The sequence below is a fragment of the Nonomuraea sp. NPDC049504 genome, from assembly GCF_040676845.1.
GTDB lineage: Bacteria > Actinomycetota > Actinomycetes > Streptosporangiales > Streptosporangiaceae > Nonomuraea > Nonomuraea salmonea.
On record NZ_JBFAPT010000007.1, the window covers coordinates 261,205 to 277,038 of the forward strand.

At 72.1% G+C, this 15,834-nt stretch carries 13 protein-coding genes; 7 read left to right on the forward strand and 6 right to left on the reverse strand.

Annotation, left to right across the window (positions count from 1 at the left end; translation table 11 throughout):
- Positions 1-28: 28 nt before the first annotated feature.
- Positions 29-415: an STAS domain-containing protein gene (locus AB0K28_RS16505; RefSeq protein ID WP_169789150.1), complete on the forward strand. Its 387-nt coding sequence runs from the start codon at positions 29-31 to the stop codon at positions 413-415.
- A 9-nt stretch (positions 416-424) separates the two neighbouring features.
- Entirely contained in the window at positions 425-1,318 is an 894-nt protein-coding gene (locus AB0K28_RS16510; RefSeq protein ID WP_364370229.1) for a sigma-70 family RNA polymerase sigma factor, read from the forward strand.
- 236 nt (positions 1,319-1,554) lie between these two features.
- Here AB0K28_RS16510 and ilvD read toward each other — a convergent pair whose 3' ends face one another.
- Together ilvD and AB0K28_RS16520 are read right to left on the reverse strand one after the other, a co-directional pair.
- Positions 1,555-3,204: a dihydroxy-acid dehydratase gene (gene ilvD, locus AB0K28_RS16515; protein WP_364370232.1), complete on the reverse strand. Its 1,650-nt coding sequence runs from the start codon at positions 3,202-3,204 to the stop codon at positions 1,555-1,557.
- Positions 3,205-3,280: 76 nt separating this feature from the next.
- Entirely contained in the window at positions 3,281-4,501 is a 1,221-nt protein-coding gene (locus tag AB0K28_RS16520; RefSeq protein WP_364370235.1) for a saccharopine dehydrogenase C-terminal domain-containing protein, read from the reverse strand.
- A gap of 103 nt (positions 4,502-4,604) precedes the next feature.
- Here AB0K28_RS16520 and AB0K28_RS16525 point away from each other — a divergent pair, with 103 nt between their 5' ends.
- Genes AB0K28_RS16525 through AB0K28_RS16535 form a run of 3 tightly spaced genes read left to right on the forward strand, consistent with a single transcriptional unit; the run spans position 4,605 to position 7,206 of the window.
- Positions 4,605-5,363 carry a TetR/AcrR family transcriptional regulator gene (locus AB0K28_RS16525; protein ID WP_364370238.1) on the forward strand — a complete coding sequence of 253 codons (759 nt, stop codon included), beginning with the start codon at positions 4,605-4,607 and terminating at the stop codon, positions 5,361-5,363.
- Between the two features lie 10 nt (positions 5,364-5,373).
- Positions 5,374-6,120, forward strand: coding sequence for a DNA-formamidopyrimidine glycosylase family protein (locus AB0K28_RS16530; protein WP_345388714.1), 747 nt, complete (start codon positions 5,374-5,376; stop codon positions 6,118-6,120).
- Positions 6,121-6,156: 36 nt separating this feature from the next.
- Entirely contained in the window at positions 6,157-7,206 is a 1,050-nt protein-coding gene (locus AB0K28_RS16535; protein ID WP_364370241.1) for a spore photoproduct lyase family protein, read from the forward strand.
- 146 nt (positions 7,207-7,352) lie between these two features.
- Here the strand turns inward: AB0K28_RS16535 and AB0K28_RS16540 are convergent, their stop codons facing one another.
- The 4 genes from AB0K28_RS16540 to AB0K28_RS16555 all read right to left on the reverse strand — a co-directional run bounded on the left by AB0K28_RS16540 (position 7,353) and on the right by AB0K28_RS16555 (position 13,108).
- Positions 7,353-8,159: a hypothetical protein gene (locus AB0K28_RS16540; RefSeq protein WP_364370243.1), complete on the reverse strand. Its 807-nt coding sequence runs from the start codon at positions 8,157-8,159 to the stop codon at positions 7,353-7,355.
- A gap of 585 nt (positions 8,160-8,744) precedes the next feature.
- Positions 8,745-11,318: a Tex family protein gene (locus AB0K28_RS16545; protein WP_364370245.1), complete on the reverse strand. Its 2,574-nt coding sequence runs from the start codon at positions 11,316-11,318 to the stop codon at positions 8,745-8,747.
- A gap of 27 nt (positions 11,319-11,345) precedes the next feature.
- Complete coding sequence (locus AB0K28_RS16550) at positions 11,346-12,524, reverse strand: amidohydrolase (protein WP_364370248.1); 1,179 nt, start codon at positions 12,522-12,524, stop codon at positions 11,346-11,348.
- A gap of 149 nt (positions 12,525-12,673) precedes the next feature.
- Positions 12,674-13,108 carry an RpiB/LacA/LacB family sugar-phosphate isomerase gene (locus AB0K28_RS16555; protein ID WP_364370251.1) on the reverse strand — a complete coding sequence of 145 codons (435 nt, stop codon included), beginning with the start codon at positions 13,106-13,108 and terminating at the stop codon, positions 12,674-12,676.
- A gap of 139 nt (positions 13,109-13,247) precedes the next feature.
- Between AB0K28_RS16555 and AB0K28_RS16560 the strand changes: the two genes are divergently transcribed.
- Both AB0K28_RS16560 and AB0K28_RS16565 read left to right on the forward strand, forming a co-directional pair.
- The gene (locus tag AB0K28_RS16560) at positions 13,248-14,306 is read left to right on the forward strand and encodes a DUF917 domain-containing protein (RefSeq protein ID WP_364370254.1); all 1,059 of its coding nucleotides are present in this window, start codon (positions 13,248-13,250) and stop codon (positions 14,304-14,306) included.
- A complete protein-coding gene (locus AB0K28_RS16565) occupies positions 14,299-15,828 on the forward strand; it encodes a hydantoinase/oxoprolinase family protein (RefSeq protein WP_364370257.1) in 1,530 nt (509 codons plus the stop codon). The genes AB0K28_RS16560 and AB0K28_RS16565 overlap by 8 nt, the downstream gene beginning before the upstream one ends.
- Positions 15,829-15,834: the final 6 nt, after the last annotated feature.

The following is a 15,834-nucleotide window of genomic DNA, read 5'->3' on the forward strand; positions in this document are numbered from 1 at the left end:
GGAGAGCGACGCGGGTAGGTGGAACTGGGTGACTTCGGAGCAGGCCTTGTCGATAAGCCTCGGACTCCAAGGACCCTGCGTCATCGCACGGTTGACGGGGGACTTCGACTTCGGCTCCGCCGCCGAGGTCCGAGACCGCGTGACCAAGGCCCTCGATCTCACCCAGCCGCCGCTGCTCGTCATCGACATGCAGGCCGTGAGCGTCTGCGACTCCTCCGGCCTGTCGGTGCTGGTCTACCTGCACAAAGCGGTCACCGCCTCCGGCGGGCGGCTGCTGCTGTCCGGGCTCAACGGCCGGTGCAAGCACCTGTTCGCGATCACCGCGCTCGACAAGTTCTTCGATATCCGCAGCACGGCCGAGCTGGCCATCGCCGAACTCAACGAAGCAGGGAATTCGCCGCCGTTTACCGGGTAGTGCCCGTGCATGGCGGCAGAAGAGCCCGATCTGCTCGGCACGTACCTCGAGCAGATCGGCAAGACCCCCTTACTCTCCGCTGACGACGAGGTCGATCTCGCCCGGCGGATCGAGGCCGGCCTGTACGCGGGCCATCTCATCGAGCGTGGTTCGGGCACGCCCGAACTCGAACACATCGTCCTTGACGGGCGGCGCGCCAAGGAGAAGCTGATCAGGTCGAACCTGCGGCTGGTGGTGGCGGTCGCCAGGCGCTACTCCTACCGGGGGCTGCCGCTGCTCGACGTCATCCAGGAGGGCAACCTGGGGCTGATCAGGGCGGTGGAGAAGTTCGACTACCGGCGCGGCTTCAAGTTCTCCACGTACGGGATGTGGTGGATCAAGCAGGCCATCGAGCGCGGCATCCACGACAAGAGCCGCACCGTACGCCTGCCGTCCCACGTCGCCGAGGAGCTGTCGCGGCTGCTGCGCGTCGAGCGGCGCCTGGCCACTGAGCTGGGCAGGGAACCGACGGACGCCGAGCTGAGCGCGGCGGCGGAACGCACGCCCGCGCAGGTGGCCACGTTACGCCGGCTGGGCCAGGAGACCGTGAGCCTCGACCTGCCCGTCGGCGAGCACGGCGAGAGCAGGATCGGCGACATGATCGCCGACGAGGACGGGCTCGAGGTGCAGGAGCTGACCGAGCGCCGCGCACTCAGCGCCGAGCTGCGCCAGGTGGTCACGTCGCTGCCGCCGCGCGAGGCGTTCGTCATCAACCTGAGGTATGGGCTGAGCGGCGAGCAGGCCCAGAGCTACACCGCGATCGCCGCGCATCTGGGCCTGACCAGGGAACGCATCAGGCAGCTGGAGAAACAGGCGCTGAAGCGGCTCAGACAAGGAGGGCCGCTGCTGGCCTGGGCGTCGTGAAGCTCTCCTGAGCCTGCCTGGATCTACTGAGGGGACTCGCCGGGGGTTCAGGCGGTGACGAGGAGTGCCACCCCGATCAGCACCACGACCGGGACGAGCCACATCACGACCTCGGCGGCGAACTCCTTCATCATCGGGCAGGTCTCCATTCAGGTGAGGGCACGCGAAACGTCACTGCGCAGCATAGCCGTCCCGGGCGGCTGCCCGGTCCCCGGGCGTGCCCCCACCCTCCTGGTTCAGGCCGTGACCGCGCCGTCCGAGGCCGAGCGGACGGATGCGACGTACTTGGTCAGGACGCCGCGCTCGACCTCCCGCTCAGGCCGCCGCCACGCCGCCCTGCGCCGCGCCAGCTCGTCCTCCGGCACCAGCACGTCGAGCGTGCCGGCCGCGCTGTCGATCACCACCGGGTCGCCGTCCTGCACGAGCGCGATCGGCCCGCCGTGGTACGCCTCAGGCGCCACGTGCCCGATCACCAGGCCGTGCGAGACGCCGCTGAACCGGCCGTCGGTCACCAGCGCCACCGAGGTGCCGAGGCCCCGGCCGACCAGCGGACCGGTGATCGACAGCATCTCGCGCATGCCGGGGCCGCCCGCCGGGCCCTCGTACCTGACCACGATGACGTCGCCCGGCACGATGCGGCCCTCCTGGATCGCGACGTAGCAGTCGTTCTCCGAGTCGAACACCTTCGCCGGGCCCTCGTGCCGGAAGTCGTCCTTGCCGCCCAGCTTGAGCACCGCCCCGTCGGGCGCCAGCGAGCCGCGCAGGATGGCCAGCGCGCCGCGCTTCTTGAACGGCTCGTCCGCGCTCGCCACCACCCGCTGGCCCGGCGTCTCCACCGCGGCCTCGGCCACTTCGGGCAGCGTGCGGCCGTCCACCAGCGTGACGTTCTCACGCAGCAGCCCCGCCTCCAGCAGCCGGCGCACCACCAGCGACGTGCCGCCGGCCCGCCACAGGTCGAGCGCGGTCGCGTCGCCGCCGCTCGGCTTGAGCCCGGTGATGATCGGCACCTCGCGGCAGACCTCGCCGATGCGGTCGATCTCCAGCGGCAGCCCCGCCTCGCGGGCGATCGCCAGCAGGTGCAGCACCGCGTTCGTGGAGCCGCCCATGGCCGCCACCGAGACGATCGCGTTGTGCAGCGCGTCGGCGGTGAGCACCCGCGACGGGCGGGCGTCGCGGGCCAGCGCGTCCATGGCGATCTCGCCGATGCGGCGGGCCGCCGCGTTCTTCTCCTCCGCCACCGCCGGGATGTCGCCGATCCCGAACGGTGCGAGGCCCAGGAAGTCGGCGACCGCGCCCATGGTGTTGGCGGTGTACTGGGCGGCGCAGGTGCCCGCGCCGGGGCAGGCGTGCCTGGCCAGGTCGTCCAGGTCGGCCTGGTCGAGGCGGCCCACCTCGCGCTCGCCGAGCGCCTCCCACATGTCCTGGATCGTCACGTCACGTCCCCGCCAGCGGCCCGGCATCATGCTGCCGCTGTAGAGGACGACCGACGGCACGTCCAGCCTGGCCAGGGCCATGATCGCGGCCGGTACGGTCTTGTCGCAGCCCACGATGGCCACCAGCGCGTCGAACTGGTGGGCCCGCCCCATCAGCTCGATCGAGTCGGCGATCACCTCGCGGCTGATCAGCGACGTGCGCATGCCGGGCGTGTGCATGGTGAGGTTGTCGGAGACGGCGATCGTGTTGAACTCCATCGGCAGGCCACCCGCCGCGCGCACCCCCTCCGCCACGTGCTCGGCCAGGTCGCGATGGTTGAGGTTGCAGGGCATGGTGCCGGTCCAGGTGGAGGCGATGCCCACCACGGGGCGGCGCATCTCCTCCTCCGACAGGCCCATGGCGTACAGATGGGAGCGGGCCGGTGCGCGGTCGGGGTCGTCGGCGATGCTCAAGGGGTCTTCCTCCCAGGTACGGGTCGAGGCCCCTTTATGATCCAACGTCCCGTTCCCGTGCCGTCGCCCGGCCCCCTCACTGCTCGCGCATGCCCCACGGTGAGCCGTACGCGACCAGCAGATCCAGGAACGGGCGCGGCTCGAACGCCTCCGGCCCCAGCACGCCCGTGCCCTTCCAGACCCCCTCGGCCAGCAGCTCCAGGGCGATCACCGGGTTGACCGCGGTCTGCCAGACGACGGCCTGGCTGCCGTACTCGCGCATCGTCCACTGGTTGTCCACCACGTGGTACAGGTACACCTCGCGCGGCCGCCCGTCCTTGACGCCCTTGACCCACGTGCCCGCGCACGTCTTGCCGTGCATGCGCTCGCCCAGCCCGGCCGGGTCGGGCAGCACGGCGGCCACCACGTCGCGCGGCGACACCTCGACCGTGCCGTCCCCGGTGCGCACCTCGACCGGGTCCGTGCGGTCCACGCCGATCGCGTGCAGCGTCTTCAGCGCGCCGATGAACTCCTCGCCCAGGCCGTACTTGAACGTGACCCGCCGCGCCGGGATCCACCGCGGCACCAGCACGACCTCCTCGTGCTCGACGTTCACGCACTCCACGGGGCCGATCCCGTCGGGGAAGTCGAAGACCTCGGGCTCGCTGAACGGCTCGGTGGTGTACCAGCCGCGGTCCTTCTCGTAGATCAGCGGCGGGTTGAGGCACTCCTCGATCGTGGTCCAGATCGAGAACGACGGCGCGAACTCGTAGCCCTCGACGGTCAGGTTGCCGCCGTCCCTGATGCCGATCTCCTCGATCTCGTCGAACAGCTCGTCGGCGGCGTAGCGGGCGAACACGTCGGCCAGGCCCGGCTCCACCCCCATGCCCACCAGGGCCAGCCCGCCACGCTCGGTCCACGCGCCCGCCCTGGCGAACTGCTCGTCGCCCAGCTTGACGCCGACCTCCTCGTACGGGCGCTCTGGGTGCGGCCTGGACATCGACATCGCCATGTCGAGGTAATCGGCGCCCGCGGCGAGCGCGGCGTCGAACAGAGGCAGCACGAAACGCGGGTCGGTGGCGTTGAGCAGCACGTCGCAGCGGTGCTCGGCGAGCAGGTCGGTGACCGCGCGGGTGTCGGCGGCGTCGATCCTGGCCGGGGTGAACCTGGCGGCCGCGTCGCCGAGGGCGGCGACGGCGGCCTTGGCGCGGGGGAGGTCGTAGTCGGCGACCACCATGTGGTCGAAGAACGGGCGGCGGGCGGCGATCCGGGTGATGGCGGTGCCCACGCCGCCTGCTCCCACGAGAAGGATACGCATGACGAAAAATCCCCTTTTAGCAGCTTTTTGGGGGTGTGTCCGCTCATCCAACGCCCGTACGCTGAACAACGTCAATGGCGTTGGCATAAGGAGGGTGAGCTGGATGGCCAAGCGGGTGGTGCCTGAGACGGCGCGCCGGCGGCGGCGTCCCACCAAACAGGGCCAGGTGCTCACGCACGGCCTCATCGTCGAGACCGCGCTGCGCATGCTGCACGAGCACGGGGCCGCCGGACTCAGCGCGCGCCGGCTCGGGCTGGCGCTCGGCGCCGACGCGAGCACTATTTATCGATACTTCCGCGGCATGGACGACCTGGTGCTGGCGATCGCGGATGAGCTGTTCGGGCACGCCGTCAACCGGTTCGAGCCGACCGGTGACTGGCGGGGCGACCTGCGGGAGCTGGGGCTGCGCATCCACCACGCCTATCTGGCGCATCCGCAGGCGGCGCTGCTGACCGCGTCCCGGGTCACGGGGCGGCCCAACGAGGTGGCGGGGGACGAGATGATCCTGGGGATCCTGCGGGGGGCGGGGTTCGGGGATGAGGACGCGGTCCGGATTTATCACGCTTTCATTGACCAAAGCCTGGCGTTCTCCATCCTCGACGCCGCCACCCTGGCCCTGCCCCCGGCGGCCCGCGAGGCCGACGAGGAGGTCTGGCGCGACACGTACGCCCGCCTGCCCGCTACCACCCACCCCCACATCGCCGCCACCGCACCCCTGCTGGTGGCCCGCATGAACGACAGCGCCTACCCGACAGCGCTGGACATGCTGCTGTCCAGCGCGGAGGACCAGCTCACCCGCTCTTCCGGCGCAGTGGGTCAGCCCGCCCGCCCGCCCGGCGCGGCGAGGCCGGGATCCGGGTAGGCACTCCGGCATGCCGGAAGGACATCTGACCCACCGCCACGCCCGCGAACAGCACGCCGACCTGGGCGGACGGGTCGTGCGCGCGGCCGGGCCGCAGGGGCGCTTCGACGCCGGGCCGTACGACGGGCGGGCGCTGCGGTCCGTTGAGGCGCTGGGCAAGCACCTGCTCTACCACTTCGACGGCGCCCCGGCCGTCCACGTGCACCTCGGCATGCGCGGCATCTTCCTGCGCTACCCCGACCCCGGCACACCGCCCCGGGCGGGCACCCGGCTGCGGCTGGCCACGGACGACGTCGCGTACGACCTCATCGCCCCCTCCACCTGCGAGCAGCTCGACGCGGACGGCGTCGCCGCGCTGCGCGCCTCACTCGGCCCCGACCCGCTGCGCGACGACGCCCCGGAGGAGGAGGCGGTACGCCGGCTGCGGGCGTTCCGCGGGCCGGTCGGCGCGGCCGTACTCGACCAGAAAGTGTGGGCGGGCGTCGGCAACGCGTGGCGGGCGGAGCTGCTCTTCCTGACCGGGCTGCATCCCGGGGCCCGCGACCTCGACGCCGCCACGGCCGGGCGGCTGTGGGAGGCGGCGCGGACGTACATGGCCCTGGGGCGCGACGCGGGGCAGGTGGTGAGCGACCCGGCGGCGCCCGACGAGCGCTGGGTCTACAAGCGCGAGCACTGCCGCCGCTGCGGCGCCGCCGTCCTGACCTGGCAGCTCGCCTCCCGGACCGCGTACGCCTGTCCAGTGGACCAGCCCGGGTAACCTGGAAGTGAGATGACAATCACGATCAGTAACTCTTTGCTGGATATCCGCCGCATATACCTCGAACCGGCCGCAGCAGAGCTGCCGCGAGGGCAGGAGATCCTCGCCCGCTTCCCCGGGGCCGAGCTGATCGAGGTCGAAAGCCACCACCGCATCCCCGAGCTGTACGGCGACGAGACCAACGTCACCCGCTGGGTGCGCATCAAGACCGAGTCGCTCGTGCTCGGCATCAAGAAGTCGCTCACCGCCCGGCCCAACGGCCGCTCGTCCGACTTCATCGCGCCGTCCACCGCCAACGGCTGCGCCATGGCCTGCGCCTACTGCTACGTGCCGCGCCGCAAGGGCTACAGCAACCCCATCACCGTCTTCGCCAACATCGACAAGATCCTCGGCTACCTCGAGCGCCACGCCGGGCGGCAGGGCGTCAAACCCGAGCCCGACCAGGTCGACCCGCGCGACTGGGTCTACGACATCGGCGAGAACTCCGACTGCTCGGTCGACGCCACCATTTCCGGCAACGTGCGCGACCTGGTGGACCTCTTCGGGCGGCTGCCCAACGCCAAGGCCAGCTTCGCCACCAAGTACGTCAACCGCGACCTGCTCTCCTGGGACCCGCGCGGCGGCACCCGGGTGCGGTTCAGCCTCATGCCGGCGGCCGACTCGAAGCTGCTCGACATCCGTACCTCGCCCGTCGCCGACCGGATCGAGGCCATCAACGACTTCGTGGCCGCCGGGTACGAGGTGCACGTCAACTTCAGCCCTGTCGTCGTACGCGAGGGGTGGCTCGACGACTGGGCCGAACTCCTCACCCACCTCGACGACGCCCTCAGCCCCGAGGCCCGCGCCCAGCTCGCCGCCGAGATCGTCTTCCTGACCCACAACGACCGCCTGCACGAGGTCAACCTGGGCTGGCACCCGAAGGCCGAGGAAGTGCTGTGGCGCCCGGACCTCCAGCAGCCGAAACGCTCCCAGACGGGCGGCTGGAACGTCCGCTACCGCACCGGCCACAAGGGCCGCTACGTCGCAGCCCTCACCGACCTCATCAGCGCCCGCCTGCCTTATTGCAATATCCGCTACGCCTTCTGACCGCCCACGCCTTCTGACCGCCCACGCCGTCCTGTCGGCCTTCTGACCGCCCACGCCGTCCTGTCGGCCTTCTGACTGCCCACACCCTTCAGTCGACCTTGATTGCCCACACTGTCCTGTCATGCAAGGACCGTTCGTCTGATGGGCTAACCCTCACGGGCGGCCAGAGCGAGGCGCTTGTTGAGTGAGGCGAGAGACTCGTCCGCCATGAGAGCCGGCAGGCGCGGAGCATCGTGGTCGATCTGCCGCAATACGGCCGGGTGGCCGCCCTGACGCATCGTCCAGGCCCGCACCACCTCGGGCATCGCCTCGACCGCCGCGTCGGACAGGATGGCCTCCCGAGGCAGCCACTGCGTCAGGAACTGCGACACCCGCGCCGGACTCCACCACAACGTCCGCTCGCCGACGAACTCCATCAACACCTCGAACGCCTCCCGCGCGCCGGGCCCCTCCGGCATCGGCCCAGGCTCTCCCGCCGCTCCAGCCGAGCCGGTGGTTTCGGCGGGTGCCGCCGTCTCAGTGATGCCGGCCGTTCCGGCAGTCGAACCCGTTTCAGAGCCGGACACATCATGCTGCGGGCCGGCAGCCGATCCGGTATCGCGAAGGCGCGCCCCTTCCAGTACGGTGCGGGCCCGCGTGATCGCGAACGGCCGTACCTCCGGCAGGGTGTCGGCCACCTGCGCCCCCATGACGCGGTCGGTGAGCGCGAACGCATCCAGCATCCTGGCCGCCACGCTCTCGGGAGGCGTCGGCCGCAGATCCAGCTCGTCGAGGAACTTCGCCTCCTCCACCAGCGCGTCCACCGCCAGGCCGCCGCTGGGCTGGTCGATGCCGACGACGAGGATGTGCGGCTCCTTGCCGTTGTCGTACCGGAACGACAGCACCGCCAGCACCTGCTCGCCGTAGGGGTCGGCCTTCCCGTACCAGCCGCCCTCGCACCGAACCCGCCCCATCCGCCGCACCCACCCGGCCAAGGTGTCGGCCACCCCACGCCCAGCCACCGCGAACAGCCCACTCACGCCCGAAGCGCCCTCAGCACCTCCAGCGGTATCCACGGAGCCATCACCCTCAGCATCAGAAGACACCGAGCCGTCGGCCTCGTCGCCGGGCGAAGTCGCGCCCTCGCCCTCGTCACCCCAGGCAGGGGCGTCGGTAGGGCGGTTGACTGCGGCGAGAGCAGCAAGAGCAAGACGAGCCTCCATCCCACCGTCCTCGGCCGCCCGCCCCAGAAACTCCTCCACCTGCCCCGACCCCTCCAGCCCGGCCGTGAGCCTGGCCGCCCAGAGCTCGGTACGCAACGGAGAGCGCCACCTGAGCAGGTCGCGAGCCTGAGTGATCGCCGTATCGAACGCAGTGCTGCTCACCCTTAGACCGTATCGCCACGCGCCTTCCCACCAGCCCGCCCAGCCCCACGTTCGCCACCAGCCGAGAGACCCGAGCGCGGGCACGAGCGTGGGTGTGGGTTGGGGCTGGTCAGGGGATGCATGGTGGCGGTCCCGGCCGGAGCGTGGGCTTGGGGCGGGACCGCCGTTTCGTGGTCAGCGGGAGTCGCCGCCGAGGCCGGCCTTTCTCAAAGCTTCGGCCATGGCGCCCGTCGGGGCCGGGCGGTCCTGGCGGCGCTGGCCGCCGCGGCCTCCGTCGCCGCGCCCGCGTCCGCCGCCGTTGCCGCCCTGGCCGCGCCCGCCCTGCCCGCCTTGTCCGCCCTGTCCGCGGCCTCCGTCGCCGCGTCCGCCCTCGCCACGTGGGCCCTGGCCGCGTCCGCCATCTCCGCGGCCACCTTCACCGCGGCCGCTGTCGCCACGTCCGTTGTCACCGCGTCCGTTGTCACCGCGTCCGCCGTTGCCGCGGCCGCCCTCGCCCCGTCCGCCGGCGCCGCGAGATCCGTCGCCGCGGCCGCCTTCGCCGCGGGATCCGTCGCGGGAGCCCTGGCGGCCGGCGCCCCTGCGGGGGGTGTCGGTGCCCTCCTGCGTGGTCTCGTCTTCGAGGCGCAAGGTCAGGGAGATGCGCTTACGGGGGATGTCGACCCCCAGGACCTTGACGCGGACGATGTCGCCCGGCTTGACGACGTCGCGCGGGTCGGAGACGAACGTGCGGGACATGGCCGAGACGTGGACGAGGCCGTCCTGGTGGACGCCGACGTCGACGAACGCGCCGAACGCCGCCACGTTGGTGACCACGCCCTCAAGGATCATGCCGGCCGTCAGGTCGGACAGCTTTTCGACGCCCTCCTTGAAGGTGGCCGTCTTGAAGGCGGGACGCGGGTCGCGGCCGGGCTTTTCCAGCTCGCGCAGGATGTCGGTGACGGTCGGCAGGCCGAAGGTGTCGTCGGTGAACGCGCGCGGGTCGAGCGAGCGCAGCGCCGCCGTGTTGCCGATCAGCGACTTGAGGTCGGTCTTGGCCGAGGTCAGGATGCGGCGCACCACCGGGTAGGACTCGGGGTGCACGGCGGAGACGTCGAGCGGGTCGTCGCCGCCCCTGATGCGCAGGAAGCCCGCGCACTGCTCGAACGCCTTGGGCCCGAGCCGCGGCACGCTCTTGAGCGCGGAGCGGGTGCGGAAGGGGCCGTTGGCGTCGCGATGGCGCACGATGCTCTCGGCGAGCGTGGCGCCGATGCCGGACACGCGGGTGAGCAGCGGGGGCGAGGCGGTGTTGACGTCGACGCCGACCGCGTTGACGCAGTCTTCGACGACGGCGTCGAGCGAGCGGGACAGCTTGGACTCGGCGAGGTCGTGCTGGTATTGGCCGACCCCGATGGACTTGGGGTCGATCTTGACCAGCTCGGCCAGCGGGTCCTGCAGCCGCCGCGCGATGGAGACGGCGCCGCGCAGCGACACGTCGAGCTCGGGCAGCTCCTGCGAGGCGTAGGGGGAGGCGGAGTAGACGGACGCGCCGGCCTCGGACACAACGATCTTGGTGAGCCCCGGCATGTGCTTGACCAGCTCGCCGGCCAGCTTGTCGGTCTCGCGGGAGGCCGTGCCGTTGCCGATGGCGATCAGCTCGACGCCGTGGCGCTGGGCGAGCGCGCCGAGCACCGCCAGCGACTGGTCCCACTGCCGCTTGGGCTCGTGGGGGTAGATGGTGGCGGTGTCGACGACCTTGCCGGTGGCGTCGACGACCGCGACCTTGACGCCGGTGCGCAGGCCGGGGTCGAGCCCCATGGTGGGCCGCGCGCCGGCCGGCGCGGCGAGCAGCAGGTCGCGCAGGTTGGCGGCGAAGACCCGCACCGCTTCGTCCTCGGCGGCCTGCCACAGCCGCATGCGCAGGTCGATGCCCAGGTGGACGAGGATGCGGGTGCGCCACGCCCAGCGCACGGTCTCGCCCAGCCACTTGTCGGCCGGGCGCCCCTGGTCGGAAATGCCGAACCTGGCGGCGACGCGCATCTCGTAGTCGGGGCTGTCGTCGGGCTCGAGCGTGACGGAGAGGATCTCCTCCTTCTCGCCCCTGAACATGGCGAGGATGCGGTGGGAGGGCAGCTTGGGGAACGGCTCGCCGAAGTCGAAGTAGTCGGCGAACTTGGCCCCCGCCTCCTCCTTGCCCTCGCGGACCTTCGACACCAGCCGGCCGCGGGTCCACAGCTGCTCGCGCAGGCCGCCGATGAGGTCGGCGTCTTCCGCGAAGCGCTCGATGAGGATGGCCCGCGCGCCTTCGAGCGCAGCGCTCGCGTCGGCGACGCCCTCGGTGACGAAGCTCTCGGCGGTGGCGGCGGGGTCGAGCGAGGGGTCGGCGAGCAGCTTGTCGGCCAGCGGCTCGAGCCCCAGCTCGCGGGCGATCTGCGCCTTGGTGCGCCGCTTGGGCTTGTAGGGCAGGTAGATGTCCTCGAGCCTGGCCTTGGTCTCGGCCGCCATGATCTGCTCGCGCAGCTCGTCGTCGAGCTTGCCCTGGGACTCGATGGACTCCAGGATCGCCGTCCTGCGCTCCTCGAGCTCGCGCAGGTAGCGCAGCCGCTCCTCCAGCGTGCGCAGCTGCGCGTCGTCGAGAGCGCCGGTGGCCTCTTTGCGGTATCGCGCGATGAACGGCACGGTCGCGCCGCCGTCGAGCAGCTCGACGGCCGCCTGCACCTGGCCGTCGCGCACGCCGAGCTCTGCGGCGATCCGCTGGTGAATAGAGAGCACTTGCCTGCCTTTCGATGGTCCCGCCGGTCAATTGTGCAGGACGACGCCGTCCTTCATGACCAGAGTGCGCGCAGGGTGAACGACCACGGCCTCCGCCGCGCTCCCGCACGGCACCACGACCAGGTCGGCGCGGTCGCCGGGGGCCAGGCCGTAGGAGCCGAGGCCGAGCAGGCGGGCGCCGCCCGTGGTGGCGGCCTCAAGAGCCAGCTCGATGTCGTCGTCTCTGCGGAAGGTGCTGCGGTAGGCGAGATGCATGGCGCGCTCCAGCATGTCGCCGCTGCCGTACGGCCCCCACAGGTCGCGGATGCCGTCGTGCCCGCACGCGAGCGTGACCCCCGCGGCCCGCAGCCGTTTCACGGGCGGCACGGGGAAGCTGTAGACCGCCGCGGTGACGAGCGCCACCCCGGCATCGGCCAGCCCGTCGATGAGCCGGCCCTGGGCGGCGTCGTCGAGCTGCCCCAGCGCGTACGCATGACTGACGGCCACCCGGCCGCCCAGCCCGAGCACGCGGGTGCGTTCGATGATCAGCTCCAGCTCCCACCCGCCTAAGGTGCCGCCGTCGTGGAGATGGATGTCGAGGTGGGCGCCGTAGCGCTCGGCCAGCCCGAAGACGACGTCGAGGTGGCGCACAGGGTCGCGGTCGATGCCCGCCGGGTCGATCCCGCCCACGGCCTCCACGCCGTTCTGCAGCGCCTCTTCGAGCAGCTCGGCCGTGCCAGGGTTGGTGAGCACGCCGTGCTGGGGGAAGGCGACCTGGCGCACGCCGATCGGCAGGCCGGCGGCGGCCTCGCGGACCGCCTCGACGCCGCGCAGCCCCACCTGCGGGTCGATGTCGGTGTGGGTGCGCACGTGGGCGGTGCCGAAGGCGATCATGCGCTCCAGCAGCGCCCTGACGCGCGGCACGCTCGGGACGCCCAGCTCGGCGCGGCGGCCGAGGTCGTTGCCGATGCGGCCGGCGAGCGTGTCGTCGGCCGAGTGGGGCACCCAGGGGCCGCCGTAGAGCGTCTTGTCGAGGTGGCAGTGGGCTTCGACCAGGCCGGGCAGCACCACCTGCCCCGTGACGTCGACGACCCGCGCCTGCGGCGGCGCGTCGACGCGCGGCGCCACCTGCGCGATGCGCCCGTCGCGCACCAGGAGGTCGGCGGGCTCGAGGGCCGGCTGACGGGGCCGCCACACCAGCCCGCCGCGGAGCAGGACGAGGGTCATGCCCAGCACCCTACGGCCAGGGACCGACGATTTCCCGGCGTCCGTGGTGACAGGACCGTCTCCGGCCGTCCTCCCGGCCGGAGGATGCGGGGGAGGAGCCCCTCCCGTGACGGCGGCCCTGACGCCCGCGGCCGGTCAGATGCGGCCGGTCAGATGCGGCCGACGTGGGTGATGTTGGCCTGGTCGGCGGGGTCGTCGCTGGGGCGGCCGGCGAACCAGGCGTCGAGGATCTCGTCGAGCACCACGTCCGAGGTCAGCCGCAGGCTCAGCGCGAGCACGTTGGCGTCGTTCCACTTGCGGGCCCCGTCGGCCGTGTACGCGTCCACGCACAGCGCCGCCCGCACCCCCGGCACCTTGTTGGCCGCGATCGACGCCCCCGTGCCGGTCCAGCAGCACACGACGCCCTGCTCGGCACGTCCCTCGGCGACGTCGCGCGCGGTCAGCTCGCAGGCCCACGCCCAGTCGTCGCGCTCGTCGTCGTTGAGCGCGCCGTGCGTGACGACGTCGTGGCCGCGCCCGCGAAGCTCCGCCACGACCCGCTCGGCCACGCCGTCCTTGCTGTCGGCGGCCACCGAAATGCGCATACGGCCCTCCCATCCCTCGCCCCCACACATACCAGGACAACGGAATCGGTGCATGGGGATCGTTTTCACCCGTGCGAAACGTGCTGGACTGGCGGAATGTGCGCCCATGTGGTTGGTTGTGTCGCCAATGAGGATTGATGTGAGTGACATCCAGGCCCTCGCGCGTGGCTGTGCCGTGCTCGGCACCGGCGGCGGGGGCGACGTCCGTTCAGGATCGCTGGCGGCGGTGCGCGCCATCCGCGAGCACGGCCCCGTCCCGCTCGTCACCCTGGACGACCTGGCGGACGACGCCCTCGTGGTGCCGCTGTCCGGCATCGGCGCCCCGACGGTGAGCCACGAGATGATCCACGGCGAGGACGAGCCCAAGCGCATCGCCGAGGAGATCGAGCGCGTCTTCGGCCGCCCGCCGACCGCGATCATGTCCTCGGAGATCGGCGGCGCGAACGGCGTCGCGCCGGTCGCCTGGGCGGCCCAGCTCGGCCTGCCACTGCTCGACGCCGACGGCATGGGACGCGCGTTCCCCGAGGTCCAGATGATCTCCATGTACGTCGCGGGCGTCCCCGCCGACATCGTGATCATGTCGGACGTCGCGGGCAACGTGGTCACCATCCGCCCGCTCGACGGCCTCTGGTCGGAGCGCATCGCGCGGGCCGTCTGCGTGGCCGTGGGCTCGCACGCGCTGATGGCCGACTTCATCCTCACCGGCACCACGGCCAGGGGAGCGGTCATCGAGGGTACGGTGACCCGCGCCCTGGAGGTCGGCAGGGCCACGCAGGGCGCGTCGGACCCCCTGGAGGCGCTGCGCGCGCGCCTGGGCGCGGTCAGGCTGATCACCGGCAAGCTGACCGACGTCGAGCGGCACACGACGGGCGGCTTCGTCCGCGGCACCGCCGTCATCGAGGGCACCGGCGACGACCGAGGCCGCCGCCTGAGCCTGGAGCTGCAGAACGAGAACCTCGTCGCGATCGAGGAGGGCCGCGCCCGCGCCATGGTGCCCGACCTCATCACGGTCGTGGACACCGAGACGGCCGCCGCGATCCAGACCGAGGCGCTCAGGTACGGCCAGCGGGTGACGGTCCTCGCCTGGCCCTGCGACCCGCTCTGGCGTACGGGCAAGGGCCTGGAGACGGCGGGCCCGCGTGCCTTCGGATACGACCTGGACTACGTCCCCGTTGAGGAGCTGAACGCGCGTGGCTGACCTGCGCATCGGGATCGACGTCGGCGGCACGAACACCGACGCCGTGGTGCTGGACGCGGACGGCCGGGTGCTCGCCAAGGCCAAGCGGCCGACCACCCCCCAGGTGACCGACGGCCTGCGCGCCGCGCTGGACGCCGTACTGGAGCAGGTCGAGGACCGCTCCGACGTCACGCGGGTCATGCTGGGCACCACGCACGCCACGAACGCGATCCTGGAGCGCCGCGCGCTCGGCCGGGTGGCCGTGCTGCGGCTCGGCGCGCCCGCCACCACGGCGGTGCCGCCGCTGTCCGACTGGCCGGACGACCTGCGCGAGGTCGTCTCGGCCGGCGAGGCGATCGTGCCGGGCGGCCACTACGTGGACGGCCGCGAGATCGGCCCGCTCGACCTGGACGCCGTGCGCCGCTTCCTCGACGGCGTCGAGGCGGACGCGGTGGCGGTCACCGGCGTGTTCAGCCCGGCCGACGACGCCCATGAGCGGCGGGTGGCGGAGCTGGTGGCGGCCGAGTACGGGCTGCCGGTGTCGGTGAGCCACGAGATCGGCTCGCTGGGCCTGCTCGAACGCGAGAACGCGACCGTGCTGAACGCCGCCCTGTACGGCGTCGCCGCCCACGTCACCGACGCCCTGGTCACGGCGCTGGCCGAGCGCGGCCTGAGCGCACGCCCTTACCTGGCGCAGAACGACGGCACCCTGATGACCTTGGAGCAGGCCGCCCGCCTGCCGGTCTCCACGATCGGCTCGGGCCCGGCGAACTCGCTGCGCGGCGCCGCGTACCTGTCGGGGGTGCCGGACGCGATCGTCGTGGACGTCGGTGGCACCTCCACCGACCTGGGGGTGCTGGTCGGCGGGTTCCCGAGGGAGTCGGCGGCGGCGACCGAGATCGGCGGCGTGCTCACCAACTTCCGCATGCCGGACATCCTGGCCATCGCGCTCGGCGGCGGCACCGTGGTCCGGCCCGGCGGGCTCGGCCCCGACTCGGTGGGCTACCGGATCGCCACGGAGGCGCTGGTGTTCGGCGGGACGACGGCGACGATGACGGACGCCGCGGTCGCGGCGGGCCGCGTGCCGGCGGGCGCCGACGACTGGCAGGAGCGCCTGCGCGGTGACGACGTGCTGACGGGCGCGGTCGCGGTCGCCGACGAGCTGGTCGCCGACGCCGTGGACAGGATGACGCTCGGCCGCGCCGACCGTCCCCTGGTCGCGGTGGGCGGCGGCGCGTTCCTGCTGCCCGCCGAGATCCCCGGGGTGAGCCGGGTGATCAGGCCGGAGCACGCCGAGGTGGCCAACGCGGTGGGGGCCGCCATCGCCCTCGCGAGCGGCAGAGTCGATACGATCTTGCCTGCGGGAGAAAGCCGGACACAGGCCATCGAAAGCGCTAAAGAGGAGGCGCGTACGCGGGCCGTGGCGGCGGGGGCCGACCCCTCCACGGTGGAGATCGTGGACCTCCTCGAGGTGCCGCTGAGCTATCTCTCCGAGCCCGCCGTGCGGGTGCACGTCAAAGCAGCCGGACCCCTCGCCCGGTGAATATCG